This is a genomic window from Saprospira grandis, assembly GCF_027594745.1.
In the GTDB taxonomy this organism is placed as follows: Bacteria; Bacteroidota; Bacteroidia; order Chitinophagales; family Saprospiraceae; genus Saprospira; species Saprospira grandis.
Genome location: NZ_CP110854.1, coordinates 3,060,401 through 3,083,098, shown reverse-complemented (window position 1 = coordinate 3,083,098; position 22,698 = coordinate 3,060,401). Strand labels below are relative to the sequence as shown.

General features: G+C 47.5%; 18 protein-coding genes. 6 read left to right on the top strand and 12 right to left on the bottom strand.

The genetic code is table 11. The features are described from left to right. Window positions 1-52 precede the first annotated feature (52 nt). The 4 genes from OP864_RS12165 to OP864_RS12150 all read right to left on the bottom strand — a co-directional run bounded on the left by OP864_RS12165 (window position 53) and on the right by OP864_RS12150 (window position 5,534). Window positions 53-3,067, bottom strand: coding sequence for a DNA helicase (locus tag OP864_RS12165; protein ID WP_270098447.1), 3,015 nt, complete (start codon window positions 3,065-3,067; stop codon window positions 53-55). A 339-nt stretch (window positions 3,068-3,406) separates the two neighbouring features. Next, complete coding sequence (locus OP864_RS12160; RefSeq protein WP_270098446.1) at window positions 3,407-3,958, bottom strand: hypothetical protein; 552 nt, start codon at window positions 3,956-3,958, stop codon at window positions 3,407-3,409. Window positions 3,959-4,160: 202 nt separating this feature from the next. Further along, the gene (lgt, locus tag OP864_RS12155; protein ID WP_270098445.1) at window positions 4,161-5,009 is read right to left on the bottom strand and encodes a prolipoprotein diacylglyceryl transferase; all 849 of its coding nucleotides are present in this window, start codon (window positions 5,007-5,009) and stop codon (window positions 4,161-4,163) included. A 51-nt stretch (window positions 5,010-5,060) separates the two neighbouring features. Then, window positions 5,061-5,534, bottom strand: coding sequence for a hypothetical protein (locus tag OP864_RS12150; RefSeq protein ID WP_270098444.1), 474 nt, complete (start codon window positions 5,532-5,534; stop codon window positions 5,061-5,063). Window positions 5,535-5,710: 176 nt separating this feature from the next. On the opposite strand from OP864_RS12150, the gene OP864_RS12145 reads away from it, so the two are divergent. The 4 genes from OP864_RS12145 to OP864_RS12130 all read left to right on the top strand — a co-directional run bounded on the left by OP864_RS12145 (window position 5,711) and on the right by OP864_RS12130 (window position 12,839). After that, window positions 5,711-6,550, top strand: coding sequence for an MG2 domain-containing protein (locus OP864_RS12145; RefSeq protein ID WP_270098443.1), 840 nt, complete (start codon window positions 5,711-5,713; stop codon window positions 6,548-6,550). Between the two features lie 3 nt (window positions 6,551-6,553). Then, a complete protein-coding gene (locus OP864_RS12140) occupies window positions 6,554-10,375 on the top strand; it encodes an alpha-2-macroglobulin family protein (RefSeq protein ID WP_270098442.1) in 3,822 nt (1,273 codons plus the stop codon). Between the two features lie 467 nt (window positions 10,376-10,842). Continuing rightward, entirely contained in the window at window positions 10,843-12,183 is a 1,341-nt protein-coding gene (gene rseP / locus OP864_RS12135) for an RIP metalloprotease RseP (protein WP_270098441.1), read from the top strand. Window positions 12,184-12,188: 5 nt separating this feature from the next. Then, on the top strand, window positions 12,189-12,839 hold the full coding sequence (locus OP864_RS12130) for a tetratricopeptide repeat protein (protein WP_270098440.1): 651 nt from the start codon (window positions 12,189-12,191) through the stop codon (window positions 12,837-12,839). Between the two features lie 445 nt (window positions 12,840-13,284). Here the strand turns inward: OP864_RS12130 and OP864_RS12125 are convergent, their stop codons facing one another. Beyond that, window positions 13,285-14,490 (bottom strand): GTP-binding protein, encoded by a 1,206-nt coding sequence (locus OP864_RS12125; RefSeq protein ID WP_270098439.1) that lies wholly within the window; start codon window positions 14,488-14,490, stop codon window positions 13,285-13,287. 383 nt (window positions 14,491-14,873) lie between these two features. Here OP864_RS12125 and OP864_RS12120 point away from each other — a divergent pair, with 383 nt between their 5' ends. Then, entirely contained in the window at window positions 14,874-15,188 is a 315-nt protein-coding gene (locus tag OP864_RS12120; protein WP_015693353.1) for a YbjQ family protein, read from the top strand. Between the two features lie 3 nt (window positions 15,189-15,191). Next, window positions 15,192-15,314, top strand: coding sequence for a hypothetical protein (locus OP864_RS12115; protein WP_002657274.1), 123 nt, complete (start codon window positions 15,192-15,194; stop codon window positions 15,312-15,314). A 2-nt stretch (window positions 15,315-15,316) separates the two neighbouring features. Here OP864_RS12115 and OP864_RS12110 read toward each other — a convergent pair whose 3' ends face one another. The 7 genes from OP864_RS12110 to OP864_RS12080 form a co-directional block, all read right to left on the bottom strand. Then, window positions 15,317-16,462, bottom strand: coding sequence for a vWA domain-containing protein (locus tag OP864_RS12110; protein ID WP_270098438.1), 1,146 nt, complete (start codon window positions 16,460-16,462; stop codon window positions 15,317-15,319). A gap of 6 nt (window positions 16,463-16,468) precedes the next feature. Then, a complete protein-coding gene (locus OP864_RS12105) occupies window positions 16,469-17,443 on the bottom strand; it encodes a toxin-antitoxin system YwqK family antitoxin (RefSeq protein WP_270098437.1) in 975 nt (324 codons plus the stop codon). Window positions 17,444-17,672: 229 nt separating this feature from the next. Beyond that, complete coding sequence (locus tag OP864_RS12100) at window positions 17,673-18,419, bottom strand: hypothetical protein (protein WP_270098436.1); 747 nt, start codon at window positions 18,417-18,419, stop codon at window positions 17,673-17,675. A 9-nt stretch (window positions 18,420-18,428) separates the two neighbouring features. Next, window positions 18,429-19,097, bottom strand: a complete 669-nt coding sequence (locus OP864_RS12095; protein WP_270098435.1) for a VTC domain-containing protein — start codon at window positions 19,095-19,097, stop codon at window positions 18,429-18,431. A 163-nt stretch (window positions 19,098-19,260) separates the two neighbouring features. Next, window positions 19,261-19,959, bottom strand: a complete 699-nt coding sequence (locus tag OP864_RS12090; RefSeq protein WP_270098434.1) for a DUF4956 domain-containing protein — start codon at window positions 19,957-19,959, stop codon at window positions 19,261-19,263. Next, complete coding sequence (locus OP864_RS12085; protein ID WP_270098433.1) at window positions 19,952-20,836, bottom strand: mechanosensitive ion channel family protein; 885 nt, start codon at window positions 20,834-20,836, stop codon at window positions 19,952-19,954. The genes OP864_RS12090 and OP864_RS12085 overlap by 8 nt, the downstream gene beginning before the upstream one ends. Window positions 20,837-21,153: 317 nt before the next feature. Beyond that, the gene (locus OP864_RS12080) at window positions 21,154-22,689 is read right to left on the bottom strand and encodes an SUMF1/EgtB/PvdO family nonheme iron enzyme (protein WP_270098432.1); all 1,536 of its coding nucleotides are present in this window, start codon (window positions 22,687-22,689) and stop codon (window positions 21,154-21,156) included. Between the last annotated feature and the right edge of the window lie 9 nt (window positions 22,690-22,698).

The following is a 22,698-nucleotide window of genomic DNA, read 5'->3' as shown; positions in this document are numbered from 1 at the left end:
AAAAAAAGTCCTTGCTACCTAAATAAAGTAGCAAGGACTTTTTTTTTATGGCCTACTTATCCCAATTCAATATGGCCGCAGCCAAGCTCCGCAACTCCCCCTCTCTATTTTGCCAAAAATTGAAAGAATACAACTCAACCACCCAATAGCCTTCTTGGGCCAAACGATTTTGGGCCTCTACAGCCGATAGATAGTCGCCCGGGGCTTGCTGTTTCATCCAACCATCCAATAAAAGGATTAAGGGTTTTTCTCCCGCTCGACTAGACTCCACCAATAAATTGGCCCAAACTCCCTCTACTTTCTGATTGGCCAATAAACGCTCTTCATCTATGTAGCGACTCAAATAGGTTTTGAGGGCCTGACCAAAACTAGGGGCCGGCAAACTCAAGGCCTTGGGCTGCATAGAATAAGCCGCAGCCGATTGCCCCCTAAAACTACTCAAAGGCAACTCCCCTACGCTCCATTGCTGGGCTCCCAATTGCAACAAACGACGGCTGCGCTCTGCAGGCATTTGCTCCCCAGATTCTAAAAGGACCAATTCAAAATGTGCCAAACGCTCTGGCAAAAATTCTTCTAGCATGGCAGGCGTGGCTATAATAACGGGAGACAATTGATGAATCCGCTCCCAACCCAAATGCTCGATCAAAGCCCCCAAGGGTTCATCCTGCCAAGCTCTACTCCCCTGCGATAAGGGCAATTTGTTGTTTTTCTTCCAATCCTGATGCAATTCTTCATTCCGCAAAGCTACGTTCTTGCGGGCCGCCTCTCGCAAATGTGGCTGCAAGCTACGCTCCTGCTCCAATAGGTCCTGCAAATCGGTCCTTGCCGAAGGTAAGGCCAAGGAATAGGTAGCCGCCAAATAGTTATAGTAGTACCAGCTCTTAAAGGCCGTTTCCCAAGATTTGGGACGGCTAGCAATCAGGGCTTTGAGCAACTGCCGCCCCCGCTTGCCCAATAATAACCAATGTTTTCGCCAGCGATAATAAGCCAAGAAGTTGGGCAACTCTTCTTCTATGGCCAATAGCTGGGCAAAGCTATCTCGCAAAAACTGCTCTCTAGCAGGCAGAGAATCAGCCCCTACACTAAAGCGCTTTTTAAAGAAAGGCAAAGCGTTTAGACCTTCTAAGGCCTCCATCAAGCGCTCTTCCAAAGCTTGCAATTGCGATTTTCGGTCCAAGGGCAAGATAGAGCTCAACTCTAAAGCATTGACCTTCTCCCGCATTTGCTTGGGCAAACGCTGGCTCCAATGCTGCGCCCGCTTTTCAAACTCCTGAATGTGCTGATAAAGGGCATTGATGCTGTTAAATTGACGCATTTCCTTGAGCGCAAAGACAAAGTATTGCTTGCTGTCATAAAGCGATAATAATTGCTCGTATTCCTCCGCAATTTGCTGCTTGGCCGCCAAAAGTTGCTGATGACGCTTAGAAAATACGGACATCAATCGCAAGCGATTGCTATAGCCAGCTCTGTTTTCTCCAAATTCATCCCCATAAACCTTCTGATAAATGGCCATCATCTCCTGCAGACGGTCCAGTTGCTTGCGCAAGGCCATCGCATGCTGCTGATGATGCAAAAGCAACTCATCATAGTAGGCATCCAAAAAGCTGCTGTAATCTAAATGTAGCTGTCGAAACTCCTCGGTTTTCCAAGGCAATTCCTTCTGCAAAAGCTGCTCGGCCGCCTCCTCTGTATTTTCTAAAAAGAGCTCATCTCTTAACTGACTCAAGGGGTGGGCTAAGCTCCGTATAGGGGCAAATAGCGCCTCCTGCTCCCTAATGGCCTGCAAGAGCTCCTCATATTCTTTGGGACTAAAGATGTAGTCTTCTTTTTGCAAGATTCTCGACAAAAATTGCTTGCCTTCTTCTTGCTGATAACCCAAATAACGCCCCAACATCTGGCTCCAATCTTCCCCCAATAGGCCTTCTTGGCCCAAGGCTTCCTGCCCCTGATCCAATTTCTGCAATTGTAAGAGGTATTTCTGCAATTGTAACTGATAACTGGCCTGCTCTTTCCCCCCTTGCTTTTTGGGCTCCTTGGCCAATAGGCTAAATAGCTGCGCCCGAGCCTCTTCTTTGTTTTTCCATACCCAAGCCGGCCCAGGCAAAACCCCCTGTTCCATAAACTGGTTCTGATAGGCTTCTATGCGATTCAAGGGACAAACCACTAAAGCATTTCCACCATCCGCCAATAGGCCCGCAATAGCAGCAATAGGCAAACGAGGTAGACCAACAGTACTCTGCAATTGCTGAACGTTTTGGCCCTTGTACAAGGCTTGCAATAAGCTCCGCTCTGGCCCACTAACGGCTAAAGCGGCTAGCTTGCTGTGCCAAATAGGCTTGGGACTCCCCTTCAACCCTAAGGGCAAAGCCTGCTCCAACTGCTTGGGCTGCTCCAATTGACCCAAGATCCCCGCCCAATAGATGGCGTTTTTGGGCCGCTCTTCTTCCGATAATTGCGGATGCGGACAAGGGTAAAGCTTGGGCAAACCCGGCGCATCCAAACCCAACTTTTCCGCCAACTGGTTTAAGGCATCTAGTAAGGTTTGCGCCTTGAGCTCCTCTTTGGGCGGCAAAATTTCTTCCCAATCTAGCTTAAAGCGACTAATCAAATAGTTTTGCAATAATTCATTATATTGCAAAGCCGAATCCGAATCATAGGACAACATCCAATGCCGAGGATCCCCATCTTCCGCAGCCTCTAGCTGCAATTCCCATATAAAAATAGGCGCTTGCACCAATTGGCCCAAACCCTCATCTTCTAAAAGCAATAAAGGAAAACCCAACTGCAATTTCTGCTGCTGGTTGGCCAAACTACTAAAGCGCTCTTGCATGGCCGCAAGCCTCGCCTTTTCGGTACTTTCTAGCTGCTTGTACTGCCGCAGGTCCAAACCAAACTCAAACTCCTTTTGCTTGAGCAATTTAGCCATTAAACGCACAGGCAAATCAGCCCCCAAGGCATTCAATAACCACAAATCTAGTTGCCGCTCATCTAAGGGCAAAACATTGAGCTGGGCCAAGGCCGTTAAAAATAATTGATCGCTAGAGGAAGTTTCTTTGGGCTGCAACATAAGGAGCTATTTTATTTTGCTCTAAAATAATCAAGTCTACCGAATTTGATAATTTTTTTCGCCTCTCTCTATCACTCTTCTTTTTCTTCCCTTTTTTCTTTTCTGCTGTTATTTTGGGGCTGCCCCCTCGCTTTGCTCGGGGTCGGGCTGTCTCGCAGCTCGCTATTCGCTCGGCCCTTCGGCGCCAAAGCGCCTCGGTCTGCCGCCTTTGGCGGCCCTGCTGCCCATCCCTCAGCCGTTCTGGCCTGCGGCCAGTAGGGCCTTGCCCAGCCAAGCAAGGCTTTCTTCCCTTTTTATAGCTTCGGCCTTGGGCCAACCCTCCTAAATGATCCTTTTAGATCATTTCTTTTCCAGCAAATGCTCCTTTGCAAGCCTAAAAGACCATTTCTTTTCCAGCAAATGCTCCATTGCAAGCCCAAAAGACCATTTCTTTTCCAGCGAATGCTCCATTGCAAGCCCAAACAGCATTTCCTCTCCAGCGAATGCTCCATTGCAAGCCCAAAAGACCATTTCTTTTCCAGCAAACACTCCATTGCAAGCCCAAACAGCATTTCCTCTCCAGCGAATGCTCCATTGCAAGCCCAAAAGACCATTTCTTTTCCAGCAAACACTCCATTGCAAGCCCAAACAGCATTTCCTCTCCAGCGAATGCTCCATTGCAAGCCCAAAAGACCATTTCTTTTCCAGCAAACACTCCATTGCAAGCCCAAACAGCATTTCCTCTCCAGCGAATGCTCCTTTGCAACTCCAAAAGACCATTTCCTCTCCAGCAAACACTCTTTTGCTATTGCAGCCAAGATGTCGTTTTGGTCCAACTAGGGCCTTTGGCCCTAACTGGCCGTAGGCCAGAACGGCCACAACAAGCCCTTTAGGGCGCAGTTCGACGACCAAAGGGAGTAACCGATCTGTAGGGCGGGATCAAAGGGCCGTTAGGCCCGCAGGCCTAGCGATGTGCAGGGGTGGCCGAAGGCCAGACCAAGGAGCAAAGCGACGCAGGGCCGAGCGAACAGCGAGCCCCGAAACGTAGCGCCGACGAGCAAAGCGAGGCGGAGGCCCCCAAAAAAAAGACCCCAAAAAGGAGTCTTTATATAGATTAGTAAGTCTTGGGAGTAGGCGGTTTGTTTTTGGACCAAGCCAAATAAAGGCCAATTAGGATGAAAGGGATCGATAAGATTTGTCCCATGTTAATTAAAGCATCTTCGCTAATTCCCTCATTGATTTTGGTATACTCCAATAAGAAGCGATCAAAGAAAAGGAGGGCAAAGAAAACCCCAAATACTTGGCCTTGTTGGACCTTGCCATAGCGTTTTGCATAGTACCAAAACATAAAGCCAAAAATGGCCAGATAGCTAATGGCCTCATAGAGCTGAGAGGGGTGTCGGGGCTCCATGGGATCGCCATCATGGGAGCTCATGAGTCTAAACTGAAAGGCCCAAGGTAAATCGGTAGGCTCTCCAACAATTTCGGAGTTCATGAGGTTGCCCAAACGGATAAACATCCCCGCCAAAGGCACCACCACGGCCAGCTTATCGAGGTACCAAAAAACAGACTTTTTTTGTCTGCGGGCCAAGAGCAACAAAGCGGCCGTAATGCCAAAGGCGCCGCCATGGCTAGCTAGGCCTCTAAAGCCCGTAAATTGAAATTCGGGCTCAAATTGTACGGGCAGAAACATTTCTAGCGGATGTTGAGAGAAATACTCCCAATCATAGAAAATACAATGGCCTAGGCGTGCGCCCAAGATGGTCCCGATGACTACATACATAAGGAACTGGTCCAGCAGCTCGGGCTTTTCGCCTTCTTTTTTGACCAATCGGAGGATGATCATATAGCCGAGGATAAATCCAAAGGCAAAAAAGAGCGAATAATAGCGGAGTTCAAAGCTACCAAAGCGGAGCAAAACGGGATCTGGGGACCAGGGAATATAATTGAGTAGAAAATTCATACGGGCAGGTTTAAAAATAACTTGCCACAAAAGTAGAAAAAAATAATTGACTTAGCTGTTTTTTTGATCCATCAACCATTTCATAGCCGACTCCTTATCATTATCAATATAGAGATGTGCAATGCTTTGCATTTTGATCACATTGTGTAGCATCTCATAAATATGAGGGTCTGCTTTATAGTAAATACTCCATCGATAACGATCATCTAAAAAGCCCATTTCCATCAGGCTAGTAGCGAACTCAAAATTCTCTGCGGTTGTCAGCATAGATAATGTCTCACTAACATCAAAAAAGACATAGGGGCAATCATGTTTTTCTATAGTTGCAATAATAGCTTGCATAGCCTGGGCTCCTGTATTAGTAAGCGCTACGCCTGTAAACTTCCCCTCAATAAAGTGTTCTTTGGGGTGGTAGTGTAAACTTATCCCTTTGAGTTCCATAAAATTATCCATTAAAAGGTGTGTGAAGTGTTTTTTTGGGGGGCTAGGGATTTCTCTGGCAATTAAAATAGTACTTTTTTGCATTATCCTATCATTTTTTGATTGAATTAGGGGGGGATTTAATGATTCTGGGCACCAGATTCTGCTAAGGCTGCATCTTTTTGAATAGTTGAGGATAATCTAGTTTGGCTGTAAATGGCCATAGATTTTTTTCTTATCCTTGGCTAGCGAACTTTCACTCACTTAACTTAAATTTCCCTATGTATTTATTCCGTCATTCCAGGCTTTTAGCCTTATCCAGCCTTTTGCTCTTTAGCTTAGGCATAGGCTATGCCCTTTCTGGGGGCTCGCCTTTTTCCAATCACCCCAAGCTCAAGCAGCTACAAACTAAAATGGAGCAGCAGCAAGAGCAGCGGGGCCAAGAATTGGTTTATTTACAATGCGATCGGCCTATTTACCAGCCAGGCGAAGACCTTTGGTTTTCGGTCTATTTGCGTGATCCTGCCGACCTCTCTCCCTCTACAATTTCAGAGATTGTGTATGTAGAATTACTCAATGGCAAAGGGCAGGTTTTAGATAAAAAGCGCTACACTCTAGAAAATGGGCAAACTGCTGGCGATTTTCAGTTGCCTGCTAGCCTTTCTGGAGGTTACTACAAGCTAAAAGCCTACACTCAATGGCAAAAGAACAGTCAGCAATTTTATGAGCGAGAGATTCAGGTCCAAAAGCCGGTACTCCCTCGTTTAAATATGCGGCTTCGCTTTCAGGAGAAATCCTATGCCTTAGGCCAGCAGGTCAATGCCGAGCTTCAGTTACAGCAACTCAACAAGCAACCTTTGGCCAATCAGGCATTTAGCTATCATTTGATTGTAAATGGTAGAAAAGTAAAAGAAGGCCAAGGAAAAACGAATGGAATGGGCCAGGCTTTGGTGCAGGCTCAGCTTCCCAAAGAGGAATCTACACAGCAAGCCCTCATCAACATCTTTTTTCCCTTTGAGGGACAGCAAGAAGCCATTGCTCGGCCCATTCCCCTACAAATGGGCAAGGTAGATTTGCAGTTTTTTGCAGAAGGGGGAGATCTATTGCCCAACTTTCGGTAGACCTTGGCCTTTAAGGCTATAGATGAAAAGGGGCAGGCCGTCAAGGTTTCGGGACAAATCTTTAATAGTCAGGGCCAATACCTACAAGACTTTAGCAGCTATCATGCGGGCATGGGCAGTTTGTTATTTCAGCCCAAAGCTGGAGAGCGCTATTATGCCAAAGTACTCAGTCCCAAAGTAAAAAAGGATAGTTTTGCCCTACCGCAAGTAGAAAGCAGCAAAAGCCTAGGTTTGCGTTTGCGGAGTCAGAGCAGTCAGTTTCTAGACCTCGATATCTTGAGCAGCAAAGAGCAGGCTGCTTTTTTGGTCCTTCACCAACAGCAACAACCTTATTATAGTAAGGACCTAAAATTGGCCGTAGGAGCTAGCCCTTTGCAAATTCCCATAGCGGACTTACCTATGGGCCTAGTACAGCTCACCCTATTTGATGCAGAAATGCAGCCCATAGCCGAGCGTTTGGTCTTTGCCAATGCCGAGAAGCGTTTGCAAATTCAGATACAGACGCCCAAAGAGAAATATCTCCCTAGAGAGCAGGTAGAACTAGACATTCGGGTAACGGACCATTTAGGCAAGGCCGTTAATGGCCAATTTGCCTTATCGGTAGTCGATGAAAGTTTGCTCAGCTTTGCCGATGATGAAGAGCCGCATATTTTGGCCAGCCTCCTATTGAGCAGCCAGCTCAAAGGCAAGATTGCTTCGCCCAACTTTTACTTTGATGAGGCGGATGACCTAGAAAGAGAAAAACCCCATATTCATCGCCCTACTGCTTTGGACCAGCTACTGCTTACCCAAGGTTGGCGCAACTTTGACTGGAAACAGTTAGAACAAGCCCCCAACTATGCCCATCAGGCAGAAAAAGCTCGCTTTTTGGGCAAAGTGGTAGATGCCCAAGGGCAAGGTATCCCCAATGTTGAGCTTCAGCTAGGGGGAAAAAGTTTTAGCACCAATGAAGCAGGAGAATACAACATCTTTTGGCCCAACTATCAGGGAGCCGTACAAGCAAAATTGAGTAATCAGGGCTTTTTGGACCAAGTCGTTAGCTTTTCGGTTTATGGCCAACAGAGCAATATTGTCTACTATCGCCAAATTAAGCTATCGGGAAAAGTACAACAGGAAGAAAAGCCTGATCGTCACTTTAAAAAAGGAAAACTACAGTTTTATGGTCGGGGGCGCTACCTAGGCGAGGCCAAGATCAATAAGAAAGGAGAATATCAAATCAGTATTTCGGAAGAAGTAAGCGAAGCCCGCCTTGTTCAGGGGCAGATCTCGCTGCCCACAAAGCGGGTTCAGCTCCAAGGAAAGGGAGAAAACCGTAGGGCCAACTTTCAGTTTAGCAAAAAGGCGGTGGTAGAGCGCAAAAAGGAAAGAGCCATTGCTCAACTACAGCTAGCTCGTAGAAGCAAGCGGGCCCAAGTAAGACAACTAGAAGCTCCTCAGTTTGATGATGCCGTCTTGGAGCTCGAAGAGGATAGAATGGGAATGCTTGGAGGCGTAGGCGTTCCTCCCCCTCCGCCCCCTCCTCCTCCGCCCCCCCCTGCTTTACTATTTGAGATAGGGAACAAAGTAGAAGAAAAAGCCCTCCCAGAAGAAGTAGAAGCTCGCAAAGATATAGCAGAAGACGATGCTCTTATGGGCAAACGCAGACCTATGCCCAAGCCCATGCCTAGACGAGAAGAAGAAAGACAGAAAGAGCAACTACGTACTGTTATTATGCAAATTGATCGGGCCAGGACTTTCTATGCCCCTGCTTATACCGCAGAGCAGGCCATGCCTGAAAAGCGGACCGACTTTAGAAAAACCTTGTATTGGGCGCCCTTAATTCAGCTAAAGAATGGGCGGGCCAAACTAAGCTTTTACTGTAGCGATGCCATCACTCAATTTAAAGTGGTGGTAGAGGGTTGTGGACAAACAGGCGGTGTAGGTCGCCAAGACAGTCGCTTCTTTGTACAAACCCCATTGAGCGTATCGGCCAAGCTCCCGGCTCAGGTCCTCAAGCAAGATCGTTTAGAAATTCCGGTTAGCATCGCCAACCGCAGCGATCAGCTCCAAAAAGTACAGCTTAGCCTCGATCTTCCCGAGGGCATCAGCCTACTTACTGACTTAGAGCCAATAATCGAGCTAGCCCCTGCAAAGGCCATCACTAAATTTGTGGCAGTCAAAATTGGGCAAGAGGCCCAATCGGGCAAATTAGTGCTTGCCCTAAAAGGCGAAGCCTTTAATGATGCCATGGAGCAAGATATTGTCATCTTAGACAAAGGCTTTCCGGTCCGTTCGGTTTATGCGGGGCAGGCCCTAAAGAACCGCATGCAGCTCCACTTAGAAAAACCAGTAGCGGGAAGTATTCGGGCGCAATTTAAAGTTTACCCCAATAGTTTGGACCAAGTCATGGATGGCATTGCAAGCATGATGCGGATGCCTTCTGGTTGCTTTGAGCAAACCTCTAGTAGCAACTACCCCAACCTTTTGGCCCTCAACTACCTAAGAAGCAGCAATCAGAGTCGCCCCGCCCTAGAAGCGCAAGCCAAAGAATACCTAGAAGTAGGTTATGGCCGCTTGACGGGCTATGAATCGCCCTCTGGAGGTTTTGATTGGTGGGGACGGGACCCTGGGCATGAGGCCCTAACTGCCTATGGCTTGATGCAATTTATTGATATGCAAGCTGTATTTGATGTGGATCCCGCTTTGATCACGCGCACGCAAAAATGGTTACTATCTAGACGTAATGGCCAAGGGGGCTGGAAGAAAAACCCCAACCACCTACACTCTTGGGCCACTTCCGAAATCACCGATGCCTATATTGTTTGGGCTTTGGCAGAAGCTGGTTTGGGCCAAGAAATCGAAAAAGAGCTTACGGCTAGCTATAAGCAGGCAGTAAAGTCTGAAGACCCTTATCTAACCGCTTTGGTGGCCAATGCCCTTTGGGCGGCCAAAGACAAGCGAGGCAAGAGCCTGCTGCCCTTTTTGCGGGCGGCCCAACAAAAGGATGGTGCTTATAAGGGAGCAAAATGTTCGGTTGTTAACTCTACTGGGCAGGCGCTTTTGGCCGAAACGACAGCCCTAACGGCTATAGCCCTTATGCGCTATGATGGCTTGACGGCTCAGGTGACTAAGGCCATTGACTTTTTGCCCAACTGCAAAAACTACTATGGTTATGGCTCTACGCAGGGTACTGTTTTGGCCCTTAAAGCCATTTTGGCCTATACCGAACTGAATAAGCGGGCCGCAGAATCGGGCCGTATATTGGTCTATAAAGATGGGAAAAAGCTCTTTAGTCAGGAGTTTGTAGCGGGCCAAAAGGAAATTACTCTGCCCGATTTGACGCCCTACCTCAGCGCAGGCAAGCAAAACATAGAACTGCGTTATGAGGGTTGCAAGCAGGCCCTCCCCTTTGAGTTGGAATTGGCTTATAATACCAGCCTGCCTCAAAACTCGGCGGCTTCTGTACTGCGTTTGCAGACCCGTCTTTTGCAAAGCGATATTCGGATGGGACAGCAGGCTAGTCTAGAGGTCCAAATGAAGGCAGAAGGGCAGCAAAACCAGCCCGTAGTGATGGCCATGATTGGCATCCCCGCAGGTTTGTCGCCTCAGCTCAAGCAGCTAAAAGCCTTGCAAGAGCAGGGACATTTTGAGCATTTTGAGTTATTTGAAGACTTTGTGGTTTTGCATTTGGACCAACTACAGGCCCAAGAAGAGCGAAGTTTTCAGTTGGCGCTCAAAGCCGATATTCCAGGAAGCTATGAGAGCTCGGCCTCTTCTGTTTTCCGTTATTATACGCAGGAAGAGCGGCAATGGGCCGCCCCCTTAGCGATCAATATTTTGCCTTAAGGGCTAAAGCCTACAGCCGCCTATTTATTATAGGCGGCTCTTTTTTTGGGCCAAAGACGGCTGCTCTTTGCGTTTAGCAGGGCGCGAAGCGCCCGCAGGCCTAGCGATGTGCAGCAGTGGCCCAAAGGGCCAGACCCAGGCGGCTTTGCCGCCGCAGGGCCGAGCGAACAGCGAGCTGCGAAACGTAGCGCCGACGAGCGCAGCGAGGCGGAGGCCCCAAATTGCCTGCATATCCCTTCATAAACAAATAGTTAGGCCCTATGCAGGATAGATAAGAGGAGGCAAAAAAGGGGCAAAGTCTCCACCTTTGGAAGTTTTTAACAGGGCCAAGGGCTAATCTGACAAACTTTTAGTAAGTTTGCGAAGTTAAATTGACCTGAAATAAAGCCAAATGAGTAATTTTTATTCCTTGGCGCATACCTTATAATAGGGAGCTTTTGGCTCCACCACCTTTTATCATTTCATATATGGAATATCTGATTGTCGCAATACAATTTATCCTTAGTTTATCCATTTTGGTCACCTTACATGAGTTTGGCCATTTTTTGCCAGCTCGTTGGTTTGGCATGCGTGTAGAAAAGTTCTATCTCTTTTTTGATCCTTGGTTTGCGCTTTTCAAGACGCAGCGAGGCGAAACAGAATGGGGTGTGGGATGGCTGCCTTTAGGGGGCTATGTAAAAATTGCGGGCATGATTGACGAGAGCATGGACACCGAGCAGCTCAATCAGCCGCCACAAGAGTGGGAATTTCGTTCTAAGCCAGCTTGGCAGCGTTTGGTTGTGATGCTGGGCGGAGTAACGGTCAATTTCATTCTAGGGTTCTTCATTTTTGGGATGTTGCTTTGGGTTTATGGCGAGAAAAAGCTGCCCGCAGAAAATGTTCGCTATGGGGTGGCCGTGATGGAATTGGGCCAAGAAATGGGCCTAAAAACTGGCGATAAAATCTTGAAGGTCGGTAATAAAGAGCTCGACTATTTTACCTCTGGGGTGGTCTTGCAAGAGATTGTCATCAATATGGCCAAGACCTTGGAGGTAGAGCGGGAAGGCGCTAAAATTGAGCTGAATATTCCCGATAGCACTGCCGGCAAACTGGCCTCAAACAAGGCGGGCTTTATGGAAATCCGAGTACCTATGGTGGCTGGAGACTTCAGCAAGGAGTCTACGGCAAAGGCCGCAGGCATGGAAAAAGGAGACTCTATTATTGCCTGTAATGGGATGGAAGTGCACTTTTTTGATGAATTTGTTCGGGAAGTACAGCGACAGAAAGATCAGGAACTAAGCATTACGGTTATTCGCTCGGGAGAAGACAAGCCGCTTGTGCTCAAAGTGAAGCCTAATGAAGACGGAAAAGTGGGGGTAGCTCCTTTTGGTCCTGATCGTTATATGGAATTTGAAACCATTAAGCATGGGCCTTTGACGGCCTTCCCCTTGGGGCTACAAAAAGGTTGGAACTTCCTTTACTCCAACATCAAGGCGATGGGCCAAATGGTTACGGGCAGTGGTCATGTGAAAGCCACAGAAAGCTTGGGTGGCTTTATCTCTATCGCCAAATTATTTCCAACAGAATGGCAATGGGAGCGCTTCTGGTACATGACCGCCGTGCTTTCGCTCATTTTGGGCTTCATGAATCTTTTGCCTATTCCCGCTTTAGATGGCGGACATGCCGTCTTTTTGTTGATAGAAATCATCATGCGCCGCCCAGTTCCACAAAAAGTAATGGAAAAGGCGCAGGTAGTGGGCTTTATTTTGCTCATTAGCCTATTATTATTTGCCAACGGTATGGACTTTATTCGTTGGTTTAAAGGATAATACAGATGGAAGAGAAGGTCCTGCAAAAATACCTGGAGAAGCTACTCCAAATACAAGCTCGCCCAACTCATTTTGGCGAGCAGGACTTTCGCATTGCCCTGAGCGAACTCAATTTGACGGCGGAGGAACAAAAGGCCTTAGCGCAAGAATTTGAGCAGCGTTTTAAGTTGGGCAGCAACTATTATCAGGCAAAAAACTACGATAAAGCCATCGAGCAATTGGAGACGGCCAAGGCCATTGAGCCCTATCATTTGGCTTGTCATTTATTGCTAACCGATGCCTATAAATTGCGTTATTTGGCCGAGCATAAACCAGCTGATTATGAACGGAGCTTGGCCCTTTGCCAGGAGGGTTTGCGGCTACAATCGCATAATCCATTTTTCTCTGGAGTAGAGACGGCTATCGAAAAATACCAGCAGGGCCGGCATCAGCTGCGTTGGGCCATGCTGGGGCTTTTTCCCTTGGCGGGCCTATTGTTGGCGGGCCTCTATTTTGGGGCGCAGGCCAATTTATCTAGCTCGGCATTGTTGGCGATGACCCTTGGGTTTAGCCTTTTCGTAGCGGCCTTTTCGGCCTCCTTCTACTGGCATTATGCCAAGCGCAAAAAGGCCTTAAAGCGAGAGCGCATTTCGCTAAAATTTGTCGTTAAAAAATAAAACAGATCCCTTTACTTTTCTAGTGAAGGGATTTTTTTGGGGGCCCGCGGCCGCCCCAAAAGGGCGGGCGGCCGCCGCTAGGCTTCGCGGCTCGCTGTTCGCTCGGCCCTGCGTTTTTTTTCGCTGCGCTCAAAAAAACTGGGTCTGGCCTTCGGCCACCGCTGCGCAGCGCTGGGCCAAATGGAAGTCCTGCGCTTCGGCCATTCTTTGATGAAAATTTCAGGCTAGTCAAGGCATTTTTTAAAGGCATAGCCCTAGCTATGGCTGAGAAAAATAACGCAGAATAGCAGGAAATTAAATCAAAGGATAGAAGTGGCAGGGCTTTCATTTGGCCTTTGCCATTTGGCCTTCGGCCAAGGCAGGCAAGCTGCCTATATTGGGCCATAAAAAAGCGCCCCTCCCCTCTTTTGGGCAGAAGCGCACAATCAAAAAACCAAAAAACTATCTATGAAAATCTTGGAAAGGGGTCAGTGGCATAAAACTCGCCATCTTTCCAAGCTTGGATCTCTTCTTCGGTACAAAGGCAAGCCGTCAGCTCCTTGCGATAAGTAGGGACATCTAGGTCTAGACCAATAAAAACCAATTCATTGAGGCGGTCATCAAAGGGAGGGGTCCAGCGGGCCATCAGTGTTTCTTTATGGGCCTGAAAAACGGGATGTTGGTCCAATTCTTCTTGCGTAAAACTGCCCCACCAATAGCCAGCTAAATCGGCTCTTAAGCTACCGCCTGCTTGCGACCAGTTCAGGGCCAGTTTGGGACGGCTAGCGATCCAAAACATGCCTTTAGAGCGCAGAATATCTTGGGGAAACTCTTGGCTGAGCCAGTTCCAGAAGCGTTCGGGATGAAAGGGCCGAGGATCTCTAAAAACGAAAGAGCCAATGCCGTACTCCTCAGATTCTGGATGATGCTCCCCTTGCAGCTCTTGGATCCAAACTGCAGATTGGGCGGCCTCTTCATAGTCAAAACTATGGGTATTGATCAGCTCCTTAAGGTCTACCTTAGACTCTTGCGTAGCTATAATCTTGGCCCCAGCATTAAACTTGCGCAAAAGGTGGATCAACTGCTCCTTTTCCTCTTGAGTGACCAAATCTGTTTTATTGAGTAGAATCAGATTGGCAAACTCGATTTGTTCGGTAAGCAAATTAACGATAGGACGAGTATCGTTAAGGTCATCGGTGAGTTGGCGATCGACGATATTGTCGGCGCTAGAAAAATCTTGAAGGAATCGGCTGGCGTCTACCACTGTCACCATACAATCTAGGCGACAAAGGGAGCGCAGCTCTTCATTGCCCTCAATACCTTCTAGGCTAAAGGTTTGGGCCAGGGGAACGGGCTCGCTAATGCCCGTACTTTCGATCAGAAGATAATCGAAATCGCCAGTTTTGGCTAGGGCCGTTGCTTCTATAATTAGATCTTCTCGGAGGGTGCAGCAAATGCAGCCATTGCTCAATTCGATCATTTTTTCTTCTGTCTGCCTAAGGGCTTGGCCTTGCTTAATGAGGCGAGCATCAATATTGAGCTCGGCCATATCATTAACGATGAGTGCTACCTTTAGGCCCTCTTGATTTTCTAGAATATGCTTGAGCAAAGTGGTTTTTCCTGCGCCCAAGAAACCACTAAGAATAGTTACGCCCAACTGCTGTTCTGCCATTTTTCTCTTTTATAAATATGCAACAATGTTGCAAATATAAACAAAGTGCGTCAATAAAATGCAACATTGTTGCATTTTATTGACGCAGGCATTTAATTTTTGGACCGAAGGAAGATTCAGTTGGCGGCGGGCGGGCGAATTCTAGCGTTTGGGGTTCCTTTATACTGGGCGAAGCCCAGAACGGCTGAGGGATAGGCAAGGGTGGCCCGCAGGGCCAGACCGAGCAAAAATGCGCAGCATTTTTGTGAAGGGCCGAGCGAGCAGCGAGCCCTGAGATAGCCCGACCTGAGCGTAGCGAGGGGCAGCCCCACTAAAAAATGGGCTTAAAAAGAGAAAGTCTAAATAGAAAACTGTAATTTGGGAGAAACTTAAACTCCTCCAATATGATTATATCGAATACAGAAGGGCTGCCAGGCCGAGAGATCCAAGAAGTTTTGGGTTTGGTTCGGGGCAGTACGGTTAGGGCTCGGAATGTGGGTCGTGATTTTTTTGCTGGCCTCAAGAACATTGTTGGAGGCGAGATAGAAGAGTACACCAAGCTACAGGCGGATGCTAGAGAGCAGGCCTTGCAGCGGATGATTCAGGATGCGGAAAATTTGGGGGCGGATGCTGTAGTGAATGTACGTTTTACGAGTTCAACTATTTCTCAGGGGGCTTCTGAGGTATTGGCCTATGGAACGGCTGTAAAATTAGGATAAAGGATGCAGATTGTATTTGTCATTTATGGAGGGACCACCCTCTGCATATTGATTTTGATTGCCTATTTTTGGTCCTTAAAGATCAATAAGCGCAAAAAGGAGAACTTTGAGGAGCGCGATAATTAGTCTTATTTGGGGCTAATTCCTTCTTGATTGAGCCAATGGTGAATATCTTTTTTCTCTAGGGCTGCGGCAATCAGGCTAGGAAACTGTTGGGGAGTGCAAGCAAAAGCTGGGCTACCTAATTGGGCAAATTTTTGGGCCATATCTCGATCGTAGATTGGGGCACCTTGGTCATTTAGGGCGAGTAGCGAAATAAGCTGCACGCCTGTTTTTTTGAGTTGGACCAGCCTTTGGAGCAGGGCTTGGCTATCGCCGCCTTCATAGAGATCGCTAATGAGGACTATGGTTGTATTTTGGGGAGATCGGATAGACTTTTGGGCATAAGCCAGGGCCTTATTGATATCGGTTCCGCCGCCCAATTGGGTACCAAAAAGGAGGTCTACGGGTTCTTGCATATAGGCGCTAAGGTCGACTACTTCGGTATCAAAAACAATCATTTGGGAGCGCAGAGCGGGCAGAGAGGCGAGCACCGCCCCAAAAATGGAGCTATAGACCAGCGAGCTGCCCATAGAGCCACTTTGGTCTACACAAAGAATAATTTCTTTAAGGGATTGGCCTTTTTTGCCAGAGCCGATAAGGCGTTCGGGCACTACTGTTTTATAATCCTGTTGATAATGCTTAAGGTTGAGGCGGATAGTTCTTAGCCAATCGATTTCTTTATGTCGGGGCCGGCGATTGCGGACCGAGCGGTTCAGGGCGCCTTTTACGGCTTGGCGCAGGGGATTTTCGAGTTTTCTTTTGAGTTCTTCGACTACTTTTTGGACCAGCAGGCGGGCGGTTTCCCTTGTTTTTTCGGGAATCACCTTATTGAGCGAAAGCAAAGTGCTGAGTAGCTCTACATTGGGTTCTAGAGACTCCAGCAATTCGGGTTCTAGCAGCATTTCTTCTAGGCCGAGGCGGTCGAAAGCATCTTTTTGCATAATTTGGACCAGGGGGGCGGGAAAATACTTTCGGATATCGCCCAGCCAGCGATTCACCTGGGGCGAAGAATCGCCTAAGCCAGCCTGTCCATCATTTTGGTTATAGAGTGCCCCTAGGCATTGGTCCATTGCGTTGGCCTCTGCGGAGAGCTCGGTTTTATCTTCTGGGTTTTCGGCTGCTTTGCCGAGGAGCAAGCGCCATTTTTGGATACTGCTAAAATCTTCTTGCATAGGGAATTAGGGCATTTCTGTAGTTCTTAGGCGGCCATTATCATAGTATTCGGTTTTCATGACATTGCCTTGTTTATCCCAGTAGATCCAGCTTCCATGACGGGTTTGCGACCAGCGGTGGATACTCAGAGAGCTGGGCATATTGGACTTCCCTTGATATTTGAGTTGGCCATTATCCCAGTAGCTTTTGACCAAGATGGCTTTTTCGTCTTGCATTTCTACAATTTCGCGGACCAACTGTCCGGACTCGCTCCATTCCTTATACTCTCCACTCATTACATTATTGATAGAGAAAAACTGTCGTTGAGGCGAGCCATTGGGGTACCAAGAGCGGTAGCTACCGTGTACTCGGGTTTCCTTCATCATGACATCCTCTTCTTTTTGGCCATTGGCGTACCAGCGTTTAACGCGGCCGTATTGGTCGCCATTGCGATAAGGAATTTGAGATTTCATTTGGCCATTGGCGTACCATTCTACATCCATGGTTTTGCCTTCGCCTAGCAATTGGGTTTCAAAATACTTGCGGCCTTCTTTATCCCAGAGCGTTCTTGCGCCAATAGGGCGGCAATCGACATACTCTACTTCTTCGGCTTTTTGGCCATTTTTGTGCCATCGCTGCATCCTTCCGCTAGGGCAACCGCCCTGATAGCTTACGCTTGCCTTCTTATCTCCAGAGCCATAGAAAAAGGTCCATTGGCCTTCTCTTGCGCTATAGTCTTCTTCTAGGGCGCTGCGTTTTGATTTTTTACAGACCTCAATAGTTTTAGAAATTCCACGGCCATTATAGCTACCTTCGGCCTCTTTATTTCCATTTTCATAATAGTACTCCCAGCGGCCCACCTTTTTATTGTCGGCATTGAGCTGCCCTTTGGCCTTAAGCTGACCATTGGGCCATTGTTCCTTTACTTCTCTTTGCGCCTGAAGGACCGAGAAGTTAGCACAAAGAAGAATGGTGCAAAATGAATATATAAGATAATGCATAATTTGCTTGTTTGTAGAAAGTTAGAGCAGATCTTCCCGCAAAGCTACACTTTTAGATCTGAAAAATATATCGTATAAGTAGAATTCTATTTCTTGCGCAAGTAGTTCTAAATTAAGCGAATGAGTTTACTTTTAGTGGGCCAAAGAAGCCTATTATATAAGGTACGCTTTTCTATTCTATTTTTTGAAGTAAATTTATTTTTAGGCATTTTACTCATGTCACAAGCACTTACTTTTTTTGCTTTATCTTCAATCCTAATTGCTTTCTGATCTCTTCTTCGGCATGATAGAAATGTAAATAGTCGTCAAACCAGCGCTTGGGGCGTTTTTTTGGCCCATGCACCATGGCCACATTCTTTTTGGGATCAACCATCAAAACGCCTACTCCCCTAGCCTTACAAATCTTAATCAGATTATCTTGCAATTTAGGATCAATCATCTCAAAAGAGTCATTAGATAGCGATAGCCATTGTTCGTTGGCGGGATATTGAAATACCTGATGAATCACTTTCATCTCCTGATATTTATGACTATTTCTAAAAATATAGGCATAAAGAGCAGAGGCGCCAAGGAGGACCACCATAGGAATAACAAATCGAATCCAGAAGGATTCATCGGTCATTCGCCAAACAAAAAACATAACGCCCGACAAAATCGTGAAGAGCAAACCATGCCAAAGGCTATCTTTTACCCAAAGCTTGTCTATTCGATACGGTTTTAAGGCCTTTAAGGTTTTATGCGATTTGGCCTCCATAGACACTACATAGGCTTTGGTTTTACTCATGGGGTAGGCCAAAAGCCCATCGGCTCGCTTCATGCCATATTTGTGTTTGGTCCGTTCTTCCAGATTAGAGTAGAGCACTTTGGGCCGTTCTTGGGTCTTGTAATAATGCTCTAAATAGGCCTGGGCGGCCTTTTGCACCTCTAGTTCAATCAGGCGGTCTTCCTTGGGTATTCTCTTTTTTTTCTTTGCCATAACTTATTTTTAAAAGCGGTAGCATTGCTGCACGGCCTGTATATATTTTGAGTTTTTGCTTAATCGAAAGGGGATTTGCTGGGCCAGCTCTTCTGCTAAATTGGCCTCTTCTGGACCATATTTTAGCTCTAGAATTAGGCCGTCCATCGCTTTTTCTCCCTTGGGCTGCCAATAGGAACTGGGCCAAATGGCAGCTGCAGCTTGTTGGCTGTCTAGGGTCAGGCGCAAACGCCCATTTAGGGCCGAGTAATACTGCCGATAGTAGCAATTATAGACCTTTGGGGCCCAAGCATAGCCCTTATGCGGAGCATGGTCGAGCAGAGCGGCTAACTGCATTTTTGGCGAGTTAACATCCAACTTAGGCAGCTCCCAAATTTGCTTTCGGCCCAATTCTCCTGTTTTTTGCTTTAGCTCCAAACGGGCTGGCTGCCAAGCATTTTGCCAAGGCCCATAAAAACGCAAACGATACTTATAGCGCTGACTGCTGCCCGCCAAATTGGCCCGATAACAATGCCAATCTATGCTATCAAAATAAATATTGTGTAGCCAACGAGGAGCATGCGCTTTTCGCCAAGCAAAAGGCAGTTGCCGCAGCAAAATTTCTATCTCTGCTGGCCGATACCCTAAAACTACATACTTACGCTCGTATCGCCAAGCCGTTTGCTCTTTTAAAGACATTCAGGTACTTTTATATTTTTTTGGGGCCTCCGCCTCGCTATGCTCGTCGGCGCTACGTTTCGGGGCTCGCTATTCGCTCGGCCCTTCAGCGCTGCGCGCTTCGGTCTGGCCTGCGGCCACCCCTACACATCGCTAGGCCAGTCGCTTCGCGCCTCTAGGTCCATTAAAGGGGGAGGTCAGTTTGGGCCACCACCAAAAAGCTCGTATTGGCCGAAAGCGCCTGTAGGGCTTTTTGGGCTGCTTGTAGTTGGGCGGTTTCGCAGGCGGGCAAAGAAAAAGAGAGTTCTAGGCCCATCCCCTCGCCTAGGGCATCCATTCGGCGAAGCTGCAATTTTGGTCCCAATATTTTCTTCAAACTTTCTTCAATCAAAAGGGGCTCTTCCAAATCGGTGCGGAGCTCCAGATAAATGGCCCCTTCTTTTTGGTAGTAAGCGGCGGGCCGCATCCAGTAATTGGCCAAAATGGCCAAACTCAGAAAGCTAAATAAAATGAGGGCCAAAAAGGGCTGATTGGCCCCAGCCGCTAGGCCCAAGCCAATCACGATAAACAAATAGCTGAGCTCTTCGGGCTCCTTAATTGCTGCTCGAAAGCGTACAATAGAGAGCGCGCCCACCAAGCCCAAAGAAAGGGTCAAAGAAGATTTGACAATCAGCATAACGAGCATGGTGGTTAGGGCCAAGGGCATAAAATTGGCGGCAAAGCGCTTGCGATTAGACAAGGCTCGGCCATAGCGGACATAAATGGCCGCTAGCAGCCAGCTCAGCAAGGTCACCAACAATAAATTGATCACTAAATCAATGGGATGAATACTATTGAGCAAATCTTGGCCATATAGCTGCAGCCTCTCGTATAAACTATTCATGTTCTTGCTCTTCTCCTTTTTGCTGCACCACAACATCTACCGCCAAGCGATATTCTGAAGTCGGCTTAAAGTTTACATCCATCTGAGAGAATGGAATTTCGATTCCGGCCTTATCAAAGGCTTTTTTGAGGTATTCCTCCATATAAAATAGGGTCTCCCAATAATCATCGGCTTTGGCCCAGACCCAAACCTCTAGATCTACAGAAGAGGCGCCTAGGGCCAAAACATTCACTTGATGTTGATAAGCTTTATCGGAAACGGCAAAAGGGCAGCCGGCAATTACTTCTCGGGCCACTTGGCGGGCTTGGTCAATATCTGCCGAATAGCTAATGCCCACCGGGGCAGAAACCCGGATAATTCCGGCGGCCGAAATATTTTCTAGGGCCTCATCGGTAAGTAATTTATTGGGGATGACAATGCGGCGATGGTCCAAGGTTTCTAGGATGGTATTAAAAATCTGAATTTCCTTTACTCGGCCCATATAATCGCCAGCGCGGACCATATCGCCGGTGCGGAAGGGCTTAAAAATCAGGATGAGGATACCACTAGAAATATTGCTTAAGCTGCCTTGCAGGGCCAAACCTACGGCAAAACCAATAGAGGCCAAGACCGCCACAAAAGAGGTAGTTTCTACCCCTACAATATCCACCACCGAAATAGCCAACAGAATTTTGAGGGCCACCGAAACTAGGCTAATAATAAAGGGGCGGAGGTCTTTATCAAAATCATTCTTTTTCAGCAGATTGTTAATCAGCTTCATTCCTTGGCCAATAATTTTGAGGCCAAAATAGAGTAAGGCAAGGGCTAGCATCAGCCTTGGCGCATACTCCATTACCATATTAAAGAGGTTGGTTAGCAGCGCTTGATAGTCAATCATAGGAAAAAAAATTTAGGGGGCTAATAAATTATTTTGGCGGCTCAAAAATACAAGATTTGCCTTAGAACTCAGTTCTATAGAGCTGCTTTTTCTTCTTCCGTTATGCTTTGGGCCGATCTTTTTTAGGCGAAGAAGAAGGCTGTATGGCCTAGCGATGTGCAGCAGTGCGGCGAAGCCGCAGACCAAGGCCGTTAGGCCGCAGGGCCGAGCAGACCTGCGAGCTGCGCAACGTAGCGCCTGCCGCAGGCAGGAGGCCCCAAAACATAAAAAAGGTCCAACTCTAAAAAGAATTGGACCTTAGGGTAAGTCAGCAAAGCTTAGAACTTACGTTTTGTGCGTTTTTTGCGCGTTTTGATCTGGTTTCCACCTTTGAAGCGGTTTCCAGAGGGAGAACCCACGCGGAGCATAGAGCAACGGAAACCGATAGTAGCAGAAGCCTTATCTTCGTCTAGGAAGCGGCGTTGGCCGGGAGAGAGCCAGTAGGCGCGATCGGCCCAAGAACCTCCTTTGTAAACACGGGCCTTATCAGAGATAAGAGAGTGTTTGCCAAACTGGTACATATGTTTAGTTTCGTTATTGAGTTTAGAGTCGCCATAATTGAGGCGAGACTCGATATCGCCATCACCGTAGTTAATTACATTAGACTTGGTAAAGTTGCGGCGATCTTTGATCTCATTATCGTCTAGGGGCTTATACTTTAGGCGGCCGATGCTATCTACACCAACGGGAGTACCGTTGCTATTGCGTTCTACCTGCGTAAAGACATTACCACGGAAACTGTTCAACTCGTTATTATCCTCTAGGGTAAGTGAAGTAGTGGGACGGTAAACGTCGCGCACCCATTCGTTTACGTTTCCGGCCATATTATAGAGGCCAAAATCGTTAGGCACATAAGAGCGGACAGGCGCCGTAATACTTGCGTTATCGTTTAGTGCGCCAGACATACCCATATAGTCACCACGGCCACGCTTAAAGTTAGCTACGATAGCTCCTTGGTAGCGGCCATGTTGAGGATAGCGAACGGTAGTTCCGTCCCAGGGGTAGATACGGCGGTCAGTGATATTTTCGTCGCGGGCGGCACTTTGGTTACCTACGAGTGCGAGGGCGGCAAACTCCCATTGTGCCTCGGTGGGCAACTGATATTCGGGAAGCATGATACCATCTTCAAAGCGGACGGCACGTTCCTCGCCAGTAGCGGGATTCACGGCAGGTTTGGGGCCAGGTTGTGCTTGGTAGATACCAGAGAGGTAAGAGCCCGTGCTAAAGGTATTTTCTCCTTGTTGTCCTTCAATAGAAGTAGGATCAATTTTACCTTGTTCGATGAGCAACATCTCATTCACACGGTCCGAGCGCCATTTACAGAATTCGTTAGCTTGCAACCAAGTCACACCAACTACGGGATAATCCTCATAGGCGGGGTGGCGCAAGTAGTTTTCTACATAAGGCGTATTATAAGAAAGTTCGTCTAGCCATGCTAGGGTATCGGGTAGGGCCTGCAAATGCACTTGCGGCATAGAGGGGTACACCCGACGGAGGTAGTAGAGGTATTCCAACCAATCGATATTGGTCACCTCGGTTTCATCCATATAGAAGCTAGCCAATGATTGACGGCGAGGGGCAGCTCGGTAGTCTTTCATGACATCTTCTTCGGTTTGTCCCATATTGAAGGTACCCCCTTCAATAAGAACGAGATTAGGTCCAGTAATCTGGCCTTTATAGTTAGGGAGTTTTTCAAAACCACCCCATTCTTGCGAGTTATATCCCCAGCCGGTAGACTGAGAGCGCTGTTCGCGTTTGCAAGCAGTTGTAGCTAGTAAGAGGCCAGCCAAACTAAGCAGCAATAGTTTTTTCATGCTAAGCAA

Coding starts and splice junctions, on each gene's coding strand:
- OP864_RS12165 (WP_270098447.1), bottom strand. CDS start 3,067: ATGTTGCAGCCCAAAGAAACTTCCTCTAGCGATCAATTATTTTTAACG.
- lgt (WP_270098445.1), bottom strand. CDS start 5,009: ATGAATTTTCTACTCAATTATATTCCCTGGTCCCCAGATCCCGTTTTG.
- OP864_RS12150 (WP_270098444.1), bottom strand. CDS start 5,534: ATGCAAAAAAGTACTATTTTAATTGCCAGAGAAATCCCTAGCCCCCCA.
- OP864_RS12145 (WP_270098443.1), top strand. CDS start 5,711: ATGTATTTATTCCGTCATTCCAGGCTTTTAGCCTTATCCAGCCTTTTG.
- rseP (WP_270098441.1), top strand. CDS start 10,843: ATGGAATATCTGATTGTCGCAATACAATTTATCCTTAGTTTATCCATT.
- OP864_RS12130 (WP_270098440.1), top strand. CDS start 12,189: ATGGAAGAGAAGGTCCTGCAAAAATACCTGGAGAAGCTACTCCAAATA.
- OP864_RS12125 (WP_270098439.1), bottom strand. CDS start 14,490: ATGGCAGAACAGCAGTTGGGCGTAACTATTCTTAGTGGTTTCTTGGGC.
- OP864_RS12120 (WP_015693353.1), top strand. CDS start 14,874: ATGATTATATCGAATACAGAAGGGCTGCCAGGCCGAGAGATCCAAGAA.
- OP864_RS12115 (WP_002657274.1), top strand. CDS start 15,192: ATGCAGATTGTATTTGTCATTTATGGAGGGACCACCCTCTGCATATTG.
- OP864_RS12110 (WP_270098438.1), bottom strand. CDS start 16,462: ATGCAAGAAGATTTTAGCAGTATCCAAAAATGGCGCTTGCTCCTCGGC.
- OP864_RS12105 (WP_270098437.1), bottom strand. CDS start 17,443: ATGCATTATCTTATATATTCATTTTGCACCATTCTTCTTTGTGCTAAC.
- OP864_RS12100 (WP_270098436.1), bottom strand. CDS start 18,419: ATGGCAAAGAAAAAAAAGAGAATACCCAAGGAAGACCGCCTGATTGAA.
- OP864_RS12095 (WP_270098435.1), bottom strand. CDS start 19,097: ATGTCTTTAAAAGAGCAAACGGCTTGGCGATACGAGCGTAAGTATGTA.
- OP864_RS12090 (WP_270098434.1), bottom strand. CDS start 19,959: ATGAATAGTTTATACGAGAGGCTGCAGCTATATGGCCAAGATTTGCTC.
- OP864_RS12085 (WP_270098433.1), bottom strand. CDS start 20,836: ATGATTGACTATCAAGCGCTGCTAACCAACCTCTTTAATATGGTAATG.
- OP864_RS12080 (WP_270098432.1), bottom strand. CDS start 22,689: ATGAAAAAACTATTGCTGCTTAGTTTGGCTGGCCTCTTACTAGCTACA.